Origin of the sequence: Mycobacterium sp. 1245801.1, assembly GCF_001673055.1 — a bacterium.
GTDB lineage: Bacteria > Actinomycetota > Actinomycetes > Mycobacteriales > Mycobacteriaceae > Mycobacterium > Mycobacterium europaeum_A.
Window position 1 is genome coordinate 53,056 of the sequence record NZ_LZKY01000193.1, and the last position, 19,730, is coordinate 72,785.

General features: G+C 68.1%; 23 protein-coding genes, 1 tRNA gene and 1 other RNA gene. 17 read left to right on the forward strand and 8 right to left on the reverse strand.

Annotation, left to right across the window (positions count from 1 at the left end):
• Window positions 1-7: 7 nt before the first annotated feature.
• An RNA gene (gene ffs / locus A5622_RS12330) (signal recognition particle sRNA small type) lies at window positions 8-104 on the reverse strand.
• 76 nt (window positions 105-180) lie between these two features.
• On the opposite strand from ffs, the gene A5622_RS12335 reads away from it, so the two are divergent.
• Together A5622_RS12335 and A5622_RS12340 are read left to right on the forward strand one after the other, a co-directional pair.
• A tRNA-Ser gene (locus tag A5622_RS12335) sits at window positions 181-269 on the forward strand.
• An 88-nt stretch (window positions 270-357) separates the two neighbouring features.
• The gene (locus A5622_RS12340; protein WP_066868307.1) at window positions 358-1,182 is read left to right on the forward strand and encodes a hypothetical protein; all 825 of its coding nucleotides are present in this window, start codon (window positions 358-360) and stop codon (window positions 1,180-1,182) included.
• On the opposite strand, the gene A5622_RS12345 is transcribed toward A5622_RS12340, so the two are convergent.
• Both A5622_RS12345 and A5622_RS12350 read right to left on the reverse strand, forming a co-directional pair.
• Window positions 1,183-1,929, reverse strand: coding sequence for an enoyl-CoA hydratase/isomerase family protein (locus tag A5622_RS12345; RefSeq protein WP_066878778.1), 747 nt, complete (start codon window positions 1,927-1,929; stop codon window positions 1,183-1,185). It lies immediately after the preceding gene.
• Between the two features lie 8 nt (window positions 1,930-1,937).
• Window positions 1,938-2,318: a hypothetical protein gene (locus A5622_RS12350; RefSeq protein WP_066868304.1), complete on the reverse strand. Its 381-nt coding sequence runs from the start codon at window positions 2,316-2,318 to the stop codon at window positions 1,938-1,940.
• Between the two features lie 175 nt (window positions 2,319-2,493).
• Between A5622_RS12350 and A5622_RS12355 the strand changes: the two genes are divergently transcribed.
• From A5622_RS12355 to A5622_RS12365, 3 genes are all read left to right on the forward strand, one after another.
• The gene (locus A5622_RS12355) at window positions 2,494-2,952 is read left to right on the forward strand and encodes a lipoprotein LpqH (protein WP_197498105.1); all 459 of its coding nucleotides are present in this window, start codon (window positions 2,494-2,496) and stop codon (window positions 2,950-2,952) included.
• Window positions 2,953-3,049: 97 nt separating this feature from the next.
• Window positions 3,050-4,783, forward strand: a complete 1,734-nt coding sequence (locus A5622_RS12360; RefSeq protein WP_066868300.1) for a hypothetical protein — start codon at window positions 3,050-3,052, stop codon at window positions 4,781-4,783.
• Window positions 4,780-6,165, forward strand: a complete 1,386-nt coding sequence (locus A5622_RS12365; protein ID WP_066878779.1) for a CHAT domain-containing protein — start codon at window positions 4,780-4,782, stop codon at window positions 6,163-6,165. Before A5622_RS12360 ends, A5622_RS12365 begins: the two co-directional genes overlap by 4 nt.
• Window positions 6,166-6,168: 3 nt before the next feature.
• Here A5622_RS12365 and A5622_RS12370 read toward each other — a convergent pair whose 3' ends face one another.
• Window positions 6,169-6,507 (reverse strand): hypothetical protein, encoded by a 339-nt coding sequence (locus A5622_RS12370; RefSeq protein ID WP_066868296.1) that lies wholly within the window; start codon window positions 6,505-6,507, stop codon window positions 6,169-6,171.
• Window positions 6,508-6,551: 44 nt separating this feature from the next.
• Here A5622_RS12370 and A5622_RS12375 point away from each other — a divergent pair, with 44 nt between their 5' ends.
• From A5622_RS12375 to A5622_RS12385, 3 genes are read left to right on the forward strand one after another with little or no spacing between them, the layout of a single operon-like run.
• Window positions 6,552-7,880, forward strand: a complete 1,329-nt coding sequence (locus A5622_RS12375; protein ID WP_066868294.1) for a hypothetical protein — start codon at window positions 6,552-6,554, stop codon at window positions 7,878-7,880.
• Window positions 7,877-9,016, forward strand: a complete 1,140-nt coding sequence (locus tag A5622_RS12380; protein WP_066878781.1) for a hypothetical protein — start codon at window positions 7,877-7,879, stop codon at window positions 9,014-9,016. The genes A5622_RS12375 and A5622_RS12380 overlap by 4 nt, the downstream gene beginning before the upstream one ends.
• A 38-nt stretch (window positions 9,017-9,054) precedes the next feature.
• Window positions 9,055-10,110, forward strand: coding sequence for a dihydrodipicolinate reductase (locus A5622_RS12385; protein WP_066868290.1), 1,056 nt, complete (start codon window positions 9,055-9,057; stop codon window positions 10,108-10,110).
• Window positions 10,111-10,162: 52 nt separating this feature from the next.
• Here the strand turns inward: A5622_RS12385 and A5622_RS12390 are convergent, their stop codons facing one another.
• On the reverse strand, window positions 10,163-10,756 hold the full coding sequence (locus A5622_RS12390) for a TetR/AcrR family transcriptional regulator (RefSeq protein WP_066868288.1): 594 nt from the start codon (window positions 10,754-10,756) through the stop codon (window positions 10,163-10,165).
• A 188-nt stretch (window positions 10,757-10,944) separates the two neighbouring features.
• On the opposite strand from A5622_RS12390, the gene A5622_RS12395 reads away from it, so the two are divergent.
• The gene (locus A5622_RS12395) at window positions 10,945-11,964 is read left to right on the forward strand and encodes a phosphotransferase (RefSeq protein WP_066878799.1); all 1,020 of its coding nucleotides are present in this window, start codon (window positions 10,945-10,947) and stop codon (window positions 11,962-11,964) included.
• A 15-nt stretch (window positions 11,965-11,979) separates the two neighbouring features.
• On the opposite strand, the gene A5622_RS29660 is transcribed toward A5622_RS12395, so the two are convergent.
• Window positions 11,980-12,144 (reverse strand): hypothetical protein, encoded by a 165-nt coding sequence (locus A5622_RS29660; protein ID WP_197498103.1) that lies wholly within the window; start codon window positions 12,142-12,144, stop codon window positions 11,980-11,982.
• Between the two features lie 61 nt (window positions 12,145-12,205).
• On the opposite strand from A5622_RS29660, the gene A5622_RS12405 reads away from it, so the two are divergent.
• Genes A5622_RS12405 through A5622_RS12415 form a run of 3 tightly spaced genes read left to right on the forward strand, consistent with a single transcriptional unit; the run spans window position 12,206 to window position 14,114 of the window.
• Window positions 12,206-12,379, forward strand: a complete 174-nt coding sequence (locus A5622_RS12405; protein ID WP_066868284.1) for a CsbD family protein — start codon at window positions 12,206-12,208, stop codon at window positions 12,377-12,379.
• 26 nt (window positions 12,380-12,405) lie between these two features.
• Window positions 12,406-13,101, forward strand: a complete 696-nt coding sequence (locus A5622_RS12410) for a cutinase family protein (RefSeq protein ID WP_066878801.1) — start codon at window positions 12,406-12,408, stop codon at window positions 13,099-13,101.
• Between the two features lie 26 nt (window positions 13,102-13,127).
• The gene (locus A5622_RS12415; RefSeq protein ID WP_066868282.1) at window positions 13,128-14,114 is read left to right on the forward strand and encodes an SDR family NAD(P)-dependent oxidoreductase; all 987 of its coding nucleotides are present in this window, start codon (window positions 13,128-13,130) and stop codon (window positions 14,112-14,114) included.
• Window positions 14,115-14,126: 12 nt separating this feature from the next.
• Here the strand turns inward: A5622_RS12415 and A5622_RS12420 are convergent, their stop codons facing one another.
• Together A5622_RS12420 and A5622_RS12425 are read right to left on the reverse strand one after the other, a co-directional pair.
• Window positions 14,127-14,516 (reverse strand): PPOX class F420-dependent oxidoreductase, encoded by a 390-nt coding sequence (locus A5622_RS12420; protein ID WP_066868280.1) that lies wholly within the window; start codon window positions 14,514-14,516, stop codon window positions 14,127-14,129.
• Between the two features lie 143 nt (window positions 14,517-14,659).
• The gene (locus A5622_RS12425) at window positions 14,660-15,364 is read right to left on the reverse strand and encodes an SDR family NAD(P)-dependent oxidoreductase (protein WP_066878783.1); all 705 of its coding nucleotides are present in this window, start codon (window positions 15,362-15,364) and stop codon (window positions 14,660-14,662) included.
• 139 nt (window positions 15,365-15,503) lie between these two features.
• Here A5622_RS12425 and A5622_RS12430 point away from each other — a divergent pair, with 139 nt between their 5' ends.
• The 5 genes from A5622_RS12430 to A5622_RS12450 all read left to right on the forward strand — a co-directional run bounded on the left by A5622_RS12430 (window position 15,504) and on the right by A5622_RS12450 (window position 19,719).
• The gene (locus tag A5622_RS12430; RefSeq protein WP_066878785.1) at window positions 15,504-16,469 is read left to right on the forward strand and encodes a TIGR03621 family F420-dependent LLM class oxidoreductase; all 966 of its coding nucleotides are present in this window, start codon (window positions 15,504-15,506) and stop codon (window positions 16,467-16,469) included.
• A 102-nt stretch (window positions 16,470-16,571) separates the two neighbouring features.
• A complete protein-coding gene (locus A5622_RS12435) occupies window positions 16,572-17,453 on the forward strand; it encodes an enoyl-CoA hydratase/isomerase family protein (RefSeq protein WP_066868273.1) in 882 nt (293 codons plus the stop codon).
• Window positions 17,450-18,766 (forward strand): aromatic ring-hydroxylating dioxygenase subunit alpha, encoded by a 1,317-nt coding sequence (locus A5622_RS12440; RefSeq protein WP_066868271.1) that lies wholly within the window; start codon window positions 17,450-17,452, stop codon window positions 18,764-18,766. Before A5622_RS12435 ends, A5622_RS12440 begins: the two co-directional genes overlap by 4 nt.
• Window positions 18,763-19,089: a hypothetical protein gene (locus A5622_RS12445; protein WP_066878787.1), complete on the forward strand. Its 327-nt coding sequence runs from the start codon at window positions 18,763-18,765 to the stop codon at window positions 19,087-19,089. The genes A5622_RS12440 and A5622_RS12445 overlap by 4 nt, the downstream gene beginning before the upstream one ends.
• Before the next feature lie 72 nt (window positions 19,090-19,161).
• On the forward strand, window positions 19,162-19,719 hold the full coding sequence (locus A5622_RS12450; RefSeq protein ID WP_066868267.1) for a TetR/AcrR family transcriptional regulator: 558 nt from the start codon (window positions 19,162-19,164) through the stop codon (window positions 19,717-19,719).
• Window positions 19,720-19,730 lie beyond the last annotated feature (11 nt).

Below are 19,730 nucleotides of genomic sequence, written 5' to 3' on the forward strand. Positions count from 1 at the left end.
CCATTTGACCTAGGGGACCCCGCGCACCCGACAGAGCCCATTGACCCTTGCTGCCTTCCGGCCCTGGGGGAGTTCACAGGATAGACGCCGCGCGGGGTCCAGCGATGAGTCTAATACCTGCCCCGGGGTGGACGACGAGCAACTGGCGGCGGCCGTTGGGCCCTCGGTTACCATGGCCACGGAGGATTCGCCTAGTGGCCTATGGCGCTCGCCTGGAACGCGGGTTGGGTTAACAGCCCTCGCGGGTTCAAATCCCGCATCCTCCGCCATTTGTCCGCCTAGCGGACAGGTACGAATTGATATGGATTCGGGTCGGCCGCCTTAGGCTGGCGTGAATTCACCAGCACGAGGAGGGGTATGGGGCGCAAGATCGCCGTGCCATGGCACCTGGTGTTCGCCCTCGCTGCCGGCGCCCTCTACTTCTTCTTCGTGTTGCCCCGCTGGCCGGAGCTGATGGGCGACACCTCACGCACGCTGGGGATGGCGCTGCGCATCGTGACGGGCGCCCTCATTGCGCTCGCGGCGCTGCCGGTGGTGTTTACCCAGCTGCGCACCCGCAAGCCCGAGCTGGGGACGCCGCAGCTGGCCTTGTCCATCAGGATCTGGTCGATCGTGGCCCACGTGCTGGCCGGTGTGCTGATCATCGGGACGGCGATCAGCGAGATCTGGCTGAGCCTGGACGCCGCCGGGCGGTGGCTGTTCGGCATCTACGGCGCCGCCGCCGCGATCGCGTTGCTCGGCTTTTTCGCCTTCTACCTCTCCTTCGTCGCCGAGCTGCCCCCGCCGCCGCCCAAACCGATCAAGGCGAAGAAGCCCAAGAAGCGTCGCGTGCGGCGCAAGAAGGGCGAGGAGGCCGACACCGAGACGGCCGCCGACGAGGCCGAGGCGGACGAAGCCGACGAGGCGGACGAGGAGGAGACCGCCGCCGGGGAAGTCGAAGAGACCGCGGACGCCGACCAGGCTGAGCCGGCCGCGGAACCCGCCGTGGCCACCGAGCCCAAGCCGGAGCCGGCAACCGAGGCAACACCGATCGAGGACGCCGAAGCGGCCGAGGGCGACGAGCCCGACGAGTCGCGGGCCAAGTTGCGTAACCGGCGCCCGACCGGCAAGGGGTCGCACCGAATGCGGCGCAGGCGCACGCCGACCGGTGTCGCCCTGGACGAAACCGTCGACGAGAACTAGTCAGCGGCGCCGCAGCCGCTCCACATAGGCGGCGATCCGTCCCAGCGTCTCGTCCGTGCCCCACATCCGGCGAACCTCGTCATCCACACCGCGGGCCTCCTGGATCCGCGCCGTCGTCGGGGCATGCAACTGGGTCTTGGTCTGCCGGTAGGCGTCGGGCGGGATGCTGCCCAGGTCCGACGCCTCCGCCAGCGCCGCCGCGAGGAGCTCGTCGTCGACGACGCGGTGGGCCAGTCCGCGGGCCACCGCCTCCGCGCCCCGATAGTTGCGGCCGCCCAGCAGCACCTCGTCGGCGTGCACCCCGCACGCGTAACGCATGACCTCCAGCGCGGCGACGGGGAACGGGACCCCGACGCGCACCTCGGCCGCGCCGACCTGCGCCTGCGGGCTGATCAGGCGGCGGTCGCAGGCGCACGCGAGGACGCAGCCGCCCGCGATGGCGGCGCCGTTGATCGCGGCGACGGTGGGTCCCGGATAGCCGAACATCGCCTCGAAGGCCGCGGACAGCGCGGGGACCAGCCGATCGGTGTAGCCGGCGCCGCCCTGCACCACTCGGTTGAGGTCGACGCCGGCGCTGAAGGCGCGGCCGGCACCGGTGACGACCAGCGCACCGGCGTCCGAACGCGCCAGCTCGTTCACCGCCGAAGCCAGCTCTTCGAGCAGCTCGACATCCTGGGCGTTGACCGGACCCGACGACAGGGTCAGCACCTGCACGGATCCCACGGTGTCGATGTCGATCACGATCATCCCTTCGTTCAGCCGCCGATGGCCGCGAGGACCACGGGAATGTCCGTGTTCTCGTCGGTGTGATAACTCGCACAGACGCGGTGGTACCCGTCGGCGATCTGCACCGGAACCCCGGTGCGGAAGTCACCGCGCACCAGCAGGATGGGTGACAGCGGCAGGCCCTTCTCGATCTTGGTCAGGTCCGCGGCGACGTGCGGATTGTCCACCGGCAGCAGGCCCAGCCGCGCCGCCCGCAGAATGTCCTTGGCCTTGCGGTGTGTCACCGTCCCGGACTTGAGCTTTTTGATCGCCTTTTTCACGGTTTGTGCGCCCGCAAGCATGCTGAGGTAGTCCGCTGCGGCCGGAAAGTCATGGGCCTCAGGCTTTTCCAGCCATTTCACGCTGAGCATTGCGGTACTCCCTTCGCCGGCTCCGACACCGACGCAGCCTACCGCCGGGCCGGCCGAAATTTGGGATCGGTAGCGGCTGTCGCGGTCTGTACTGACGCCAGGACGACGCCATCGGGGCGGCGCACGAAGGAAGGAACCACAAGTGAAACGTCTTCTCGCAGCTGCGATTGGGACCCTGGGCTGCGCCGCGGCTTCAGTGGCCCTGGTGGGGTGCTCGAGCGGCGGCCACTCGGCCGCACCGGCGTCGAGCACGGCGCCCAGCGCCTCCACGGGCACCAGCGCGCAGGTCAAGGTGGGCGGTACCGACCTCGCGGGCGTGAACCCCGCGTCGGTGACCTGCGTGCGGACCGGCGGCAAGATCAACATCGGCAGCGGCTCCACTGGCGGCGCCCAGCAGGCGCTGGCCGTGGTGCTCACCGACGAGGCCAACCCGAAGGTGCAGTCGCTGGCCCTGGTTGTCGACGGCAACGCCCTGGCGGTCAGCGACAACATGGGCGCGAAGGTGGGTTCGGCCAACGTCGCGGTGGACGGCAAGACCTACACCATCACCGGTCAGGCGCAGGGCGCCGACATGAAGAACCCGATGGCGGGAATGATCACCAAGGACTTCAACATCAAGGTGTCCTGCGGCTGATCGGTTGCGGCCCTCGAGCGGCGGACGTGCCTCACTCACGCGTCCGCCGCTCGCGGTTTGGCCAACCAGGCAGCACTCGCGGACTTATGATGCAGCCGTGTCGATCCCGGACGAATTGGACAAGGCGCGTCGTTTGGCGTTCGCCGCCGATGAGTCCGGTGCCCGCGAACTGCTGCTGTCGCTGATTCCGCGGATCGAACGCGACGACCGGGATGACCTCATGCTGGAAGCCCTTGGGCAGCTTGGCGAGATCTACCTGGCGCGCGGGGCGTACGACGGGGTCCGCGAATCCGTCCGGCGCATCGAAGACTGCCTGGCGATCTACGCCGCTATCGCCGCGGGCACGATGCCGGATGCGGCCGAGCGGGTGCGACTGTCCGACGGTGAGATCGCGCGGATGACCCGCCGGTACTCGCGACGGGCGCAGTTCCTGCGCACCGGGTTGGCCGCCGCGCTGGGCGATCACGAGGCCGCGGCGGCCGGGCTAGAGTCGTTGTGCGCCAACGACTCCGGAGAAGACCACCCCGACCTCGCCGGCGAACACCGGTACCTGTGCACCCACGCGCGGATCCGGTGCGCCACCGCGTTGTGCGACGACGACCTGCATGTGCGGTCAGTTCCGTTGTGGGAACAGGTTCTTGACAACATCGGTCAAGCCGGCGATGGTGGTGAGCGCGCCGACCACCTGTGGATCACCGGCGCCACCGGGTACGGCAGGTTCTGCGTGGAGACGGGGCGGTTGAAGGAGGCCGAGCCGTGGCTGCGCCGCGCCGAAGCGCGGGCGGCGGCCAAGGGTTGGGAACTGGCCACAGCCGGAGCGCAATTGGAGCGCGCGGCGGCGCGCTGGGCGGCCAACGACCATGCCGGCACCGAGGAACTTGTCGGTCAGGCCTACCCCGTCATCGCCCGCCACGACCGGGCCAACGACGTCGCCCGGTGCTGGCTGTACCTGGGACTCACCCGGCTGGGATCCGGTGCCCTGGAAGCCGCCGACGAATGCTGGGGACATGCCGAACGGCACTGGCGCGAACTGGGAAAGCCGCTGCCCCTGCATCGGATCCTGTTGCAGCGCAGCTGGATCGCCATCTTCTGGAGCCGCTTTTCCGACGCCGTCGAGCTCATCGCGCAGGCCCGCGAATTGCTGGACTCCTCGCCACGCAGCAGCTGGCTGCAGTACGCCCAGCTGGACAATCATCTCGGAACGGTCTGGCGCGCCGACGCTTTGGCCGACCTGGGTTTTGACAGCTCGGGCGACCCCGACGAGACGCTGCAGGAAACCGAGGCGCGCCAGGCCGAGGGGCTCGGCATCCTGCGCGGCGAGGTCGGCACGCCGGAGTACTGGCGCGGAATGTCCAAGCTCGAACAGGCAGCCGAGCTCAAGGTGCCGGCCGCCCTGGCGGTCGACTCGGTGCGTTATTCGATCGCCGACGCCGATGCGCGGGCACGCTGGGCCACCGGCATCTCGGCGCCCATCCTGGCCGGTGCCTTCGCGGTCGCCTGGGAGTGGGAGAACACCGCGCTGATCAGCGAGCTGGTCGAATATCACAGCGCGCGAGGCGCTTTCGAGGGGCTGCAGCGACCGCGGATCGGCGAATGGGCTTCGACGGCCGTCGCATCGGTTCCCGTCGAGGCGGAAACGGAGCCCGCCGCGCTGGCCGCCGCGGGCCCGCCGATTGCGGGTGGCGCGTCGCTGACCAGGCTGGGCCCGTTGCCGCCGTTGCAAATGCAACCGGGGGCGGCGCCGATCCTGAGTCACTATCGGGCGCTGGCTTTGCAGCGCTACGGGCGCGAGGTCACCGCGGCCGAGCCCGCCTGGTCGACGTTCCCATGAGTGAGCCCGACCGGCTGACCCTGGTGCTGCGCTACGCCGACCTCGGCATCGCCACCTACGCCAGTCTGCGGATCGTCGGCCAGCCGTCCAGAACCGTCACCTGGGTGCTGGAAGAACCGCTGCTGCTGGCCGCGCTGCAGGAACTCACCGCTGCCCTGCCCGAGCCGCACGGCGCCGAAAGCCGCCGCGACGCCATCGGGCGCGCGCTGACCACGGGACCGTTCGCCACGCCGGACACCGAACTCACAGTCGCCTACATCCTCGGGGTGTTGCTCATCGGCACGGCGGGGTGGCAGCTGCTGGCCGAATGCGCGGCCTCGCCGCGGGCGGTGCTGTTCGTCTCGCCCAGCGCACGGCTGGCCCGGGTGCCGTGGGGGCTGCTGGCGATCCCGAAATCGGGTCCGAGCAAGGAAGAACTGGTGCGTGCGCGCCAGGATGCGATCACCTCCAGCGGCCGCACCGCGGCCCAAATCCCCTGGCGGCTAGCCGAAATCGCGGAATTGACCGACGGCCATCGGTTGATGGAACTGGTCGACGTGCTGATGGCGGTGCCACCCAACATCGTGCACTCGCCGCGCACGCCGGGCGACTGGGAGGCCCGGCGTGATGGGCCACCGCTGCTGATTCTGGATCCTCGGGTGCCTGGTCAACGGCCCGATTCCGCCCTCGGATCGGTGTTGGGTCGGCCCGCGCCGGACACGCCGGTGGCGCAGCACTTCGCCGCCGTCATGCGGCGCCGGCCCGTGCTGCCACACGCCGACACCAGCGTCGACCTGTTCCGCCGCCAGGACGCCGACCGCGGGTGGCTCGCCGACCTGCTCGGTCAGCACCCGTGCCGACTGCTCTACGTCGGGCATGCGAGTTCGGCGGACGACCAGCACGATCACCCGACCCGGGCGGACCGGGCGGCCCTGCATTTGGCCGATACGGCGGACATCCCCGGCGATGCCGACGCGATCGGCGACCATCGCCCACTGACCGCCTCGGACCTGATGACCCTGCGGTTGCCGATGCCGCCCCGGGTAGCGCTGCTGGCCTGCGGATCGGGCGGTGACTATCAGTTCGACGAGGCCACCGGGCTGGTGGCGGCGATGATCCTGAACGGCGCGCAGCTGGTGACCGCGACGTTGTGGTCGCTGCCGACGACCGCCGCCTACCGGCAATTCACCGGGTCGACCGTTACTGTCGGCGACCAGCCGGGCGATCCGATGGCCGATCTGGTGGCTGCCGTGGACACCGCCCACGACACCGCCGAGGAGGCGGGATGCGCGGTGAATCGGTGGCAGCGGGAGCGGATGCGGCGCTGGCGCGACGGTGATGTTGAGGCCAGCCCGCTGTATTGGGCGGCCTTGGTCACGTTCGCCGTGGACGGCGCGCGGTAGCGCTCACAGCGAGGCCACCCAGGCCGCGTGTACGGCCAGCACGTCGTCGGGCAGCGAAAGCTCCTCGCGGGCCGTCGGATCGAAGGCCACCAGCACGACCAGGCCCGGCCGCAGCACGGACAGGTCCGGGCCACCGTCGCATCGCGCCAGCTTGCCGATGAACGTCTCGCCCGAAACGGCCACCACCTCGATGAAGACCTGGCGCTTGACCTTGCGCACGGTGCCGACCCCCACGGTGCGATTTCCGGCGTCGCGACGGCGGCGCGACCGGAGCCAGTCGGCCAGCGGCAACAGTGTGTTCATGCGATCAGCGTCCCGCCGCGCACCGGCTACCGAACCCAACTTTATGGCTGCCGCAAAGTTTGCGATGGCCCTATTCTGTGCAGATGAGCGCCGACCCGCAGGTAGCGCCCGCCGCGGCGGGCGAGGCGGCGGGCCATCCGCGGCGCTCGGTGATCGAGGCGGCGTGGCGGGCCATCGGCCCCGGCGTGGAGGTGCTCAGCGGTGATGACGGCGGCCCGTTGAGCCGGACCGTCAAACGCATCCTCGACCCGTTGGTGCTGCGGCTGCGATCCAATCCCGGCTATTCGGCCCCGGTCGTCACGCCCGAGACGGCGGCGGCCATGCACGATCTCATCGTCGGCTGCGGCTCCGAATTGCGTTCGGCCGCAGCCTGGTTCGAGGCGCTCAAGCTCGAGCGCCGCAGGCAGCGGATTCGCACCGGGAACGCCCAGGAACTGTATTTCCCGGTCTGCTTCGAACTCGCCGTGACGAAAGGCCCACCGACGCCGCAGGATTACGAGACCGCGGCGGCAGTGCTCGGCGAGATCCACCGCGATCGCGATCGCACCGCGATCGAGGTCCTGCATCGATACGTGGCCGATGCCGATGTCGTTGCCACGCTGGCCGAACAGTTGGAACGCAGTTGGCGCGACGTCCGGGCGGGAGAAGCCGTCATCGAGCCGTTGCGGGCCGAGCTCGGCACGGTGTTGGGTGCGGTCGCCGGCCATGGCGCCGCGGCGGCCCGTCAGCGCGCCTGGTCGGCGATGATCACCGACCCCACCCCGTATAACCTGGGCGCGCTGGCCCGCACCGATACCGGCCAATTGCCCTGGTCGATCGTCGAGCTGGGACTGAGTTCGGTTGCCCCGCAACGCCCTCCGGCGATTTCACCGGGTGCCGACGGTGATCGCCCGCTGGATCGCAGTGTGGTGGACCGGGTGCGGGCGACCCTGCGACGCGCCCTGGATCGTGACGCGTTACCCGAAATCCCCATGTTGTGCGAGGAAGAGGTCGACCGGGCCTGCGCGCCATGGGGGTTGCTGGCCGAGGACAACCAAGCCACGCTGGTGGCCGGCATCGAGGTCGCGGTCGAGCTGGCTCCGCTGGACCCGTCCGCATCGTGCCGCTACGACCTGGCCACGCAGATACAGGCGCGGCTGCGCAAGGAAGCGTACGTGTTGCACGCCCGGCGGTATCTGGCCGAGAACGGCCCGATTCATCCACGGCAACGGCAAGTGGTCGACGATCTCGCGGCCTTCGCGCAGCCCTACCTGAGCCGGCTGTGGGCGCGGCTGCACGGACGTGACGTCTGGCAGGAACGCTGTGACGACGTCGACGACGTGCGCGCGCTGCTGGACGGGGTGGCCCGGTCGGTGAGTCTGGATCACCGGCAGCGAATCAAAGCGATGCTGGAATTGCAGGTGGCCGGATGAGACTGGTTGCCGATTCCGGGCTTTGGAGCACAGGGCCGGTAAACCCCGCTGCCGCAACGCCTCTGATCGCCCTGCTGGAGGTCAGCGGTGCGGTGCTGTCGTGGACGGTGGACGACCCCGACGGCGCGGCGCCGCACCTCACGTTCACCGACGTGTCGCGCGCGGACTGGTTGTGGCGCGTCCTCGGTGAAGCCGGACACGTCGCGCTGGTGTCGGCCGTGGGCGGCGAGACGGGTCCACCGCGCACGATCGAGCTCGTGGGCGTCGACCCAGCGCCGGGCTCGGTCGCCCCCCTGCGCAGGCTCGCCACCGGCCATTGGCTGCGCCGGTGGTGGCCCGCCAGCAGGCAAGACGGACTCGCCGGCCTGGACCGCGCGCTGCTTGACGTCGAGGTTGCGCTGCTGACCGCCGGCGCGCAGGGCTTCTTCGCCGACGACACGCTGGATTCGGATGTGACACAGCTGCTTGCGCCGCACGCCGCCGCGCTGATGAGCCAGGTGCGCAGCGCTGATTCACGCGTCGTAGACCTGGTCCGGGCCGGCGCCGGCCTCGCCGAAGAGGTCGGCGTCGGTGGCGACGAATGGTCTGAACTCACTGCGGCGCTTGATGATTCGAGTTTCGTTCTGGCATTGCCCACCGATCGCCGCGATGACTACGCGCTGGCCGCCGGCGCGGGCGCGGGTCCGCGCGGCGCGGGCGCGATAGCCCGTGGTGTCGCCACCATCGCCTGGAGCGGGGTTGCGCCCGCGGTCTTCGATGCCGGCGAAAACACCGTCGACTGGAGCATCGAGGCCCGCGACTCGACGGTCGTCGCCGTGGTGCAGGCCGCCGTCATCGGGCCGGACCCGGCCACCGGCATCGCGGTGCGGCTGCGTTCCGCAGCCATCGAGGGCCGCGGCACCCTGGACGCCACCGGCCGCGCAACCGTCCAGCTCGCCGACGGCCAGGGGCGCCCCCTGACGGAGTCGGCGGCCTGGGACCACGACTGGTCGGCGACCTCGGTTCTGGTGGGCGCAGAAACCACGGAATCCCCGCAGATCCGGGAGCGGGTGCGGCGCTGGGCTCGGTCGCGGCTGGATCGGCCGCCGCGCGACGCCTTCCTCGCCGAAATATTGGCCTCGGAATCTGCCTATTAGGCCTACTAAGAACCCCGGTCATTCCCTATGCTGAGCGAGTGCCAAACACCTATCGAGTGGTTCAGTGGAACACCGGAAACGTCGGCAAGAGCTCGCTGAAATCGATCGTCACCAACCCCACCCTCGAACTGGTGGGCTGCTACGCCTGGTCGCCGGAGAAGGCGGGCCGTGACGCCGGGGAACTCGTCGGGATCGAGCCGCTCGGGATCGCGGCCACCAACGACATCGATGAGCTGCTGGCGCTGAAGCCGGACTGCGTGGTCTACAACCCGATGTGGATCAACGTGGACGAACTGGTCCGCATTCTGTCCGCGGGCGTCAACGTGGTGACCACGGCGTCGTTCATCACCGGCCACAATCTTGGCGAGGGTCGCGACCGCATCTTGGAGGCCTGCGAGAAGGGCGGCTCCACCATCTTCGGGTCCGGCGTCAGCCCCGGCTTCGCCGAACTGTTGGCCATCGTTTCGGCCATGGTCTGCAACCGGATCGACAAGGTCACCGTCAACGAGGCCGCCGACACCACCTTCTATGACTCGCCGGAGACCGAGAAGCCCGTCGGCTTCGGCCAGCCGATCGACCATCCCGACCTGCCGGCGATGGCGGCGAAGGGCACCGCCATTTTTGGTGAGGCCGTCCGGTTGGTGGGTGACGCGCTGGGCGTCGAGCTCGACGAGGTGCGCTGCGTCGCCGAGTTCGCCCAGACCACCGAGGATCTCGTGATGGCGTCCTGGACCATCCCGGCCGGACACGTCGCGGGCACCTACATCAGCTGGCAGGGCGTCGTCAACGACAAGACGCTGATCGACCTCAACGTCCGGTGGAAAAAGGGCCAGACCCTGGAACCCGACTGGAAGATCGAGCAGGATGGCTGGGTCATCCAGATCGACGGCCAGCCCACGGTCACCACCAAGGTCGGCTTCCTGCCGCCGCCGTACTTCGAGGCCACGACGCTCGAGGAATTCATGGACCTCGGCCACATCATGACGGCCGTGCCGGCCATCAACGGGATCGCCGCAGTCGTCGCCGCGGCGCCGGGCATCGCCACCTACGCCGATCTTCCGCTGACACTGCCGCGCGGCAACGCAAAGATCTAGTTCCCAAGCGCCGTCCGTCGCCGACCTGGCTTGGGATAGCTGCCTTCGCGGATCAGCGCGCGGCGCCGTCGAGAAGCGCGTCGAGGAGTCCGTCGAACTCGGTCGCGGGCGGGCCGCCGGCCGGTATGCCGGTCAGCACGCGCAGCAGCAGGGTGCCGATCAGCGCGTTCGCGACCGAATCGAGATCCGCGTCGGCCTGCAAGTGGCCGTCGCCGGCGGCGCGGCGCAGGCGGGCCAACAGCCCGGCGTGCTGGGGGATGCTGAGCTGTTGGTAGAGCGCCTCGTTATCCGCCGCGCTTGCGGCCGCGGCGGCAATCAGCGCCCGTATGAGCGCTGCGCTCGCCGGGTCGGCGATGAATTCCGCGTGCTCGACGAGCCAGGAGCGCAGATCGGCTCGTAGGTCGCCGGTGTCGGGGACCTCGAACGAGCCGCCTCGACCGTAGGCGTCCAGGACGGCATCTGCGACGAGTGGGGCTTTCGACGGCCAGCGGCGGTACAACGTCTTCTTGCCCACTTTGGCGTGGGCGGCCACCTTCTCCATCGACAACTCGGCGTAACTGCCCACCGCCAACAGATCCCGGGTGGCCACCAGGATCGCATCGTCAAGCTGCATGTCGCGCGGTCTGCCGCCCCTCATCTGAGGCATGAGGGCGAGCTTAGATCAGCCCGAGCCCTTCCAAAGGGTGCGCCACATGCGGTAACTTCCCCTCCTAGCCAGTAACGACACGGTCCGTGTCGTTACTGGCACACCACGGCCGCCACGACGAGAGGATCCTGGTGCGCACGCTGCCGCTGTCGGTGCCGCAGAGCTGGGACGACATCACCCCGGCCTGGATGTCGGCGGCCCTCGCGGAGAGTCACCCCGATGCCGTCGTCGACGAGGTGGCCGTCGAGCTCCGCGACGACGGCACCAACCGGCGCGCCCGACTAGCGCTGAGCTACTCGGCCGGCGACGGTCCGGCCACCGTATTCGTCAAGGCCGCCGATCCGGCTCACAAAGAGCTGATCCGGATGACCAGCGGGATGTTCCACGAGCCGCGGTTATTCATGTCCGGTGTTCCCCTGCCGCTCGAACACCCGGCGGTGTACACCGCTGTGATCGATGAAGACGCCTACGACTTCATCATGGTCATGGAGGATCTGAACGCACGCGCGGCGGATCCGCGTGACTCGCTCCGCCCGCTGACCGTCGAGGAGGCCGCCTCCGGAGTGCGCGCCCTGGGCCGACTGCACGGCCGATACTGGGGCGAGCGCGTACTGCGACATCCGGGTCTCGTCTGGCTCGAACCGTTCCTGCCCTTCGACGGCCTGCAATACGCCCCGCTGCCGTCGGCCCTGGAACTCCTCGATCACGACACTCCCGCCGAGGTGCTGAATCTGACCATCGACCATCTCGTCGAGTCAGTGTGGAAGCCGTACATCCGGACCCTGACCTCATCGCCCCAGACGTTGCTGCACGGCGATCCACACATCGGCAACACCTACGTCACGCCACACGGCGAAGTAGGGTTCCTGGACTGGCAGATGACGCGCCGGGGAAACTGGTCACTTGACCTCGGCTACTTCCTGCAGGGCGCTCTGACGGTTGATGATCGCCGCAGGCACGAACGCAGCCTCCTCGACGAATACCGCGATGCGCTCGCGCTGTCCGCCAACGAGATTCCGTCCCCGGCAGAGGTTTGGTTGCGCTATCGCGCGTCGGTCGCACACGGGTTGGCTTTGTGGCTGTGCACGGCCAGCGCCGGCGGGGGACTCTGGCAACGCGTCGAAGTCGCCGCGGCCCTGGCTCAGCGATACGCGGTCGCCTTCGGCGACTTGGAGAGCGCGGCCGCGATCGCCGCGATTGCGAGCTGAACCCGCGGCACCCCGTCAGGGGGTCGGTGGGTCCGGAGGCGGGTCAGCATCCGTACCGGGGGGTTGCACGGTGGGCGAGTCCCCCAAATAGCGCCTCAGGCGCAGCAGCTGATTGATCACCATGCCGATGCCGAGCAGCATCAACCCCGCCACTACCGCCACCACGATTGCGGTGCTCACGAATCCATGATGACAGCAGCGCGGGTTTTGGCAGCCGCCATTGCTGGGTAGCCACAGCGGCATGAGCAACGAAGACAAGCTGAAGAACAAGATCGAGGACCTCGGCGGCCGGGCCAAGGAGGCAGTCGGCAAGGCGACCGGCGATCACGACACCAAAAACGAGGGCAGGGCGGACCAGGCGAAGTCCAGCCTGAAGGACGCCGGTGAAAAGGTGAAGGACGCCTTCAAGAAGTAATGAACTGCCGCGATGGGTCGGCCGCCATGTTGGCGCGCCAACTGTCGATTAGTCTGCTTTCCGCGGCGGCGGTGTGCGGTGCGCTGATGGCGGGCGCGCCGGCGCCGTCCGCGGCGGCCGAGCCGTGTCCGGACGTCGAGGTCGTTTTCGCCCGGGGATCGGGCGAGGCGCCCGGCGTCGGCGGGATCGGCCAGCCCTTCGTCGACGCGTTGCGCTCACAGGTCGGCGGCAGGTCACTGACCGTGTATCCGGTGAATTATCCTGCCAGCACTGACTTTTCGAGCCCGGACTTTCCGTTGACCGTCATCGACGGTATCCGCGACGCCAGTTCGCACATCGAGTCGATGGCCGCGAACTGTCCCAACACCAAAGAGGTGCTCGGCGGCTACTCGCAGGGCGCTGCCGTCGCGGGATACACCACCTCGGCCGCCGTGCCCCCGGGGGTGCCCGCGTCCGCGGTACCCCCGCCGATGCCGCCCGACGTCGCCAAGCACGTCGCCGCCGTGACGCTGTTCGGAACGCCGTCGGGTCAGTTCCTGCAGAAGTACAACGCACCGCCGCTGACCATCGGCCCGTTGTATCAGCCCAAGACCCTGGAGTTGTGCGCGCAGGGTGACCCGGTCTGCGGCAAGGGCGACGGCAGCGATTTCGCCGCGCACACGTCATATCCGATCAACGGCATGACGAACCAAGCGGCGAACTTCGCCTCGAGCCACCTGTAGATTCGGCGGTCTTGCAGAATGAGGCCATGCGGGTTCTGATCACGGGCGGTACCGGATTCGTCGGCGGCTGGACCGCCAAGGCCATCTCCGATGCCGGGCACTCCGTCAGGTTCCTGGTGCGAAACCCCGACAAGTTGCAGACCACCGTCGCCAAGCTGGGCGTGGACGTCTCGGACTTCGCCGTCGCCGACATCACCGACCGGGTCGCCGTGCGGGAGGCGTTGCAGGGCTGCGACGCCGTCGTGCACAGCGCCGCACTGGTGGCCACCGACCCCCGTCAGACCGCCGAGATGCTCGCCACCAATATGCAAGGCGCGCAGAACGTCCTGGGGCAGTCGGTCGAGCTGGGCCTGGACCCCATCGTCCACGTGTCCAGCTTCACCGCGCTGTTCCATCCCGACCTGGAGACGTTGACGGCGGACCTGCCGGTGGTGGGCGGCGCGGATGGATACGGAACCTCCAAGGCACAGGTCGAGATCTACGCCCGGGGCCTGCAGGATGCCGGCGCGCCGGTCAACATCACCTATCCGGGCATGGTGCTCGGCCCGCCGGTCGGCGACCAGTTCGGCGAGGCCGGTGAGGGTGTGCGATCCGCGCTGCAGATGCACGCGATCCCGGGCCGCAGCGCGGCGTGGCTGATCGTCGACGTACGGGACCTGGCCGCGCTGCACGCGGCCCTACTCGAACCCGGGCACGGGCCCCGCCGCTACACCGCCGGCGGTCATCGGGTGCCCGCGGCGGACCTGGCCAACCTGCTCGGCGAGGTCGCGGGGACGCCGATGGTCGCCGTCCCCATCCCGGACACGGCGCTGCGCGTGGCGGGCGCGGTGCTGGATCGAGCGAACCGCTTCCTGCCCTTCGAAACGCCGTTCACGTGGGCCGGAATGCAGTACTACACGCAAATGCCGGCCTCCGACGATTCCCCGAGCGAACGAGAACTCGGCATCACCTACCGGGATCCGCAGGAGACGGTCGCAGATACTTTTGAGGCCATTCGCTCCGAGGGCTCCTAGCCGCGCGGGCTGTCAGGCCGCGGGCTTGATCTCCAGGCCGACGTGCACCTTGTCGATGCCGCCGCGGACGATCGTGTGCGCATAGAACCACCACGCGTGATACCAATACCGCTTGAGGACGGCGTTGTAGACCCGCCGCGTCTCGGATTTCGGTAACACCCGGGCGACGGCTTCGACCTCGTCGCTCTTGGGTTTGCCCAGCGCCGCGCTCTTGGCGATTGTCACCCTGGGAGTGTTGTTGATTCGCTTGGTTTTCCACGAGCCGTCGTCGGTGATCACCAACAATTTGTCGTCACCGTCGGGCACGCCCCAGATCGGCGTCGGTTTCGGACGCCCGTCCTTGGTGAATGTCGTCAACAGCAGGTATTTGGATTGAATGACGTCCTTGAAGCTGGTGGCCACCGGGATTCCTTGTCTGTGGATGGATGCCCCACCCATTCCCCGATCGCGAACTTCCCAATCATGGGATGGTCAGCCCGGCGCCGCCGACCAGCGGAGCATCCCGCTCGCGCATCAATCCCGTTGGGAATCCAAGTGTTTGGTGTTCAGGTGTTGCGCCCGCCGTTGACGCCCAGTATCTGGCCGGTGATGTAGCCGGCCTCCTCGGAGACAAAGAAGGCGCAGGCCGCGGCGATGTCCTCCGGCTTGCCCACGCGACGCACCGGGGTGCGTTGGATGTGGTCCTCCACGGTCCCACCGAGCAGGTGGCGCCGCTCGGCGCTGCGCAGCATCGGGGTATCGACGAAGCCCGGCGGCACCGCATTGACGGTGATGCCCACTGGTCCGTATTCGAGGGCCAGCGATTTGGTCAGCCCGTTCACCGCGGACTTCGCGGCGACGTAGTGAGCCATGAACGGCTGCCCGGAGTGCGTGCTGGACGACGAGATGTTGACGATGCGCCCCCATTTCGCCTCGACCATGTCGGGCAGCACGGCCTGGACGGTGTGGAAAACGCCGTGCAGGTTGACGTCGATCACCTTCGACCATTGCTCGAAGGACATCTCCGAGAACTTCGCGAACCCTTCCACGCCTGCCGCATTGACCAACACCAGAATCGGGCCAAACGCCTTGCGGATGGCCGCTATCGCGGCATCGACCTGAGCGCGGTCCGTGACATCGGCGCCATAACCGAACCCGTCATCGGTGACAGCCAGATCGAGCACGGCCACCTGAAACCCGTCGCTGCGCAACCGCTCGGCGACGGCACGGCCGATCCCCGAGGCGCCGCCGGTAACGACCGCCGTCTTCACGCGCGCATCACCTCGGCTTTCCTGAGCGACCGCCCAAACATGGGCTCCACATGCCTATCACCCGGCCGCCGCGACGGTCAAGACGCGACATCTCGGATTCGCCTTGATTCGGTTCCGCCGCCCCGCTTAGGGTCCGTTGATGGGCAGACCCCCGTTTCGGTTCGGAGTGCAGGCGACCAATGCCGCCGACGCGCGCGCGTGGCGCGACACCGTTCGCCGCGTCGAAGACCTCGGCTACACAACGCTTTTCCTCGCCGACCACTACCTGGGGCCGGGGCCCGCGCAGCGCCAGGCGCGCACCCCGCGCCAGGACCTGGCACCGGTCGCGGCGATGGCTGCGGCGGCGGCCTGGACCGACACCGTGCGCATCGGTTGCCGCGTCTTCTGCATCGATTACCACGTGCCCGCGGTGCTGGCCAAGGAGGCGGCGACGCTCGACCTGCTCTCCGAGGGCCGGCTCGAATTCGGTATCGGCGCCGGCTGGAGCGGCGTCGAGTACGCCGCGATGGGCCTCGAATTCGACCGGCCGGGCCGGCGGATCGCCAAGCTGGCCGAGGTGGTCTCGCTGATCAAGGCCCATTGGCGGGGCGAGGAACTCGACTGCTCGGGCGAGTTCGTCGGGGTACGCGGCTATGCGGGCCGGCCGCGACCGGTGCAACAACCGCATCCGCCGGTCATGATCGGCGGCGGCGGACAGCGCGTCCTCACGCTGGCCGGGCGCGAAGCCGACATCGTCAGCATCTCCAGCGTGCCCTTTGTGGCGCGCGACGCCGACGGGCTGGACCCACAGGCGGTGGCCGAGCGCCGAATCGGGTTCGTGCGGGCCGCCGCCGGGGAGCGCTACGGCCGCCTCGACGTCGAAAGCTCGCCGTACTTCACCGAGATCACCGACGACCCCGAGGCGGTACTGGCCGGGCTGGCGGCGTCGACGGGCATCACCGCCGAGTTGTTACGGGACCATCCGAATGTCCTGATCGGCTCGGCGGAATACGTTGTGGAGAAGCTGCATTCGCGCCGGGAAAGCCTGGGCGTCAACTACGTCACCGTGCAGCAGTCACAGATCGAATCCTTCGCACCGGTGGTGGCCCGCCTGCACGGACGGTGAACCTTGACCCCCGCGACTTCAGGTGCAAGCATGGCAGCTATCGGAGTTTGGGCGATCGCTCAAACGAGCTGGCTGACAATTTGTCGGGAATGAGACGGCCCAATGGCGAAGCGCACCAGATACAGCGAATACCACGATCGCTACGCGAATTATCGGCTCGAGCTCTCCGAGGACGGCATCCTGTTGATGCAGTGCCACACCAACGGCGGCAGCCTGGTGTGGGACTGGCGGGCACACGACGAGATGTCGGATGTGTTCGCCGATATCGCGGGCGACCGCGAGATCAAGGTGCTCATCCACACCGGAACCGGCGAGAACTACAACGCCAACTGGGGACGCATGCCCAACGGCGACCCGGTCGACAAACCCGACTATCTTTTGATGCCGGGCACCCGCGGCCTGCTGAAGCTCGACGAAAAAGCCTGGTACGCGCGTCATTTGATCACCAATGTGCTCGATGTCGACGTGCCGATGATCAGCGCGGTGAACGGGCCGTGCAACATGCACTCCGAGGTGCCGCTGCTCGGCGACATCGTGCTGGCCGCCGAAGACGCCTACTTTCAGGACGCCTCGCACTTTCCGCGCGGCCAGGTGCCCGGCGACGGCCAGCATGTCATCTGGAGCTTTCTGGCCGGCCACACCCGGGCCCGCTATTTCCTGCTGACCGGCATGAAGCTCGGCGCCCAGGAGGCCAAGGAGTGGGGGGTGGTCAACGAGGTGCTGCCCAAGGACCAATTGCTGGACAGGGCTTGGGAACTCGCCCGCGAACTGGTCAAGCGCCCACCACTGACGCTGCGTTACTCGCGGCAGCTGTTCACCAATCCGCTCAAGCGTGCCTTCATCGACGAGCTCGGCCACGGGTTGGCCCGGGAGACCTACGCGCAGCGCGCCTTCTTCCCGTTCGGCGGCGAGATGGCGCCGCTGGACCGGGCCTGGGACGCGGAGCCATGGTCGACACCGAGCAATGGCGGAGCCCCGTCATGACCGGCATCCAGCAGCGCCTGTCGACCGGGCGGGGCAAGTTCACCACCGACTATCCCGAGCTGGGGACTGCGCCGGTCAGCTACGAGGACTCGATCTCCGAGGAGTTCTTCACCGCCGAACGCAAGGCCGTCTTCGAGCGAAACTGGTTGTGCGTTGGACGCATCGAACGGCTGCCCCGTAAGGGCTCCTACTTCACTCGCGATCTGCCCGGGCGCCTCGCCTCGATCGTGATCGCCCGAGACCGCGACGACACCGTGCACGCCTTCCACAACGTGTGCGCGCACCGCGGCAACAAGGTGGTCTGGCAGGAGCACCCGGGCCGCGAAACGTCGGGCACCTGTAGGGCATTCGCGTGCAAGTACCACGGGTGGCGCTACGGCCTGGACGGCAAGGTCAACCACATCACCAACGAGGGCGAGTTCTTCGACCTCGACAGGAGCACACTGCGCATGCCCCCGGTGCACTGCGAGGTCTGGGCGGGTTTCATCTTCGTCAACCTCGCCTCCGAACAAGAAGGGGCACCGGTGCCGTTGCGTGACTTCCTCGGCGACGGATTGCTGGGCATCGAGGCCTATCCCTTCGAGAGGATGACGCAGCACTACGGGTTTTCCACCCGCATCAACGGGAACTGGAAGCTGGCCGTCGATTCGGTCTGCGAGTGGTATCACCCGCCGTATGTGCACGGCCGCTTCATCGATCCCGACGTCGCCAAGGCCGAGAAGATGGTGCCGCCCGTCGACTCTTACCACTACGAACTGTTCCGGCCCCACATGCTCACCTCGGTGCCCGGGCCGCCACCGCTGCCACCGCGCGAGCCCGGCACCGCGGGACCGGCCCGCCAGGACCAGCGCTGGGTGTACAAGCTGTTCCGCGCCGGGCTGTTCGGGCCCGACGACGTTCCCGACCTGGGCTTCGGAGCGCCGCAACCGAATTTCCTCAACCGCGGCGACATCGCCTCGTGGGGCAACGACCAGTTCTGGGTGTTCCCGAACATCTCGATCCAGATCTGGGCCCGCGGCTACTACATCACCTACACCTATTGGCCCGAGACGGTCGACTCGCACATTTACGAGATCGACATGTATTTCCTGCCACCGGCCAACGCCGCCGAACGCCTGGCCCAGGAACTGGTGGTCGACAGCACGATCGAGTTCGCGATGCAGGACGTGAACACGATCGAGGCGACCCATTCTGCCCTGAAAACCCGCGCGCAGAACAGCTTTCACCTCAGCGACCAGGAACTGCTCATCCGCCAGTTCCACACCGTCATTCGCGACACGGTGGATGCCTATCGATCCGGAGAGTCGTCATGACGCTGCCTGCCGGTTTCACCGACCTCGAACCGTTCGTCGACGATTGGGCGTTGCCGACCCGCGCGCAGCGCTACGAGGCGCGACTGGCCAAGCCCTACGACGACCTCGTCACCTTCTACGACGCCATCGCCCCACGAGCGGAGGAGGCGATCGCCTACCTGAACGGGCTCGACATCAACGCGTTACCGGACGAGGCGACCAGGCTGCTGCACCTGCTGTATTCGATGATCCTGGTCTCCTACGCCGTCAACGTGTTCAAACAGAACCGCATCCTGGACTCCGGTGCCGCGTTCTTCGACATGGTCGCCGAGCCGGTTCCCTGACCGGACCTGTGATAAGACCACACAGTGACCGCATCCCATCGACCGAAGCCGCGTGACTCGACCACGCGCGACATGCTGGTGGCCGCCACGAGTCAGATCATGCTCGAGGAGGGCTACGCCGCGGCCACGTCACGGCGGGTAGCGGCGAAGGCCGGCGTCAAACCGGCCCTGGTGCACTACTACTTCCCCACCATGGACGAGCTGTACCTGGCCGTCTTTCGCCGCGGTGCCGCGATCTACCTGGAGCGCCAGCAGAAGGCGTTGTCCTCCGACCGGCCGCTGCACGCCTTCTGGGCAACGCTCATCGAACCCAAGGACACCCGGCTGCTGCTGGAGTTCATGGGACTTGCCAACCACCGCAAGGAGATTCGGGCCGAAATCTCGGCATGGTCGGAGCGCTGGCGCGAACAGCAGATCACCGCGCTGAACTTCATCGTTCGCGAACACGAGCTCGACACGGACGAATTCCCGCCCGCGGCCCTGGCGGTCGTCATCGCCTCCATCGGGCGCACACTGATCCTCGAGCAGGGCCTCGGTACCCACGGCGGCCATGACGAGGCCATCGCGTTGGTCAATCGCTTCCTGGACCGATTCGAGATGCCCACGCCGAAGAAACGCCGCGGCAGCTGACACGGCCGGTT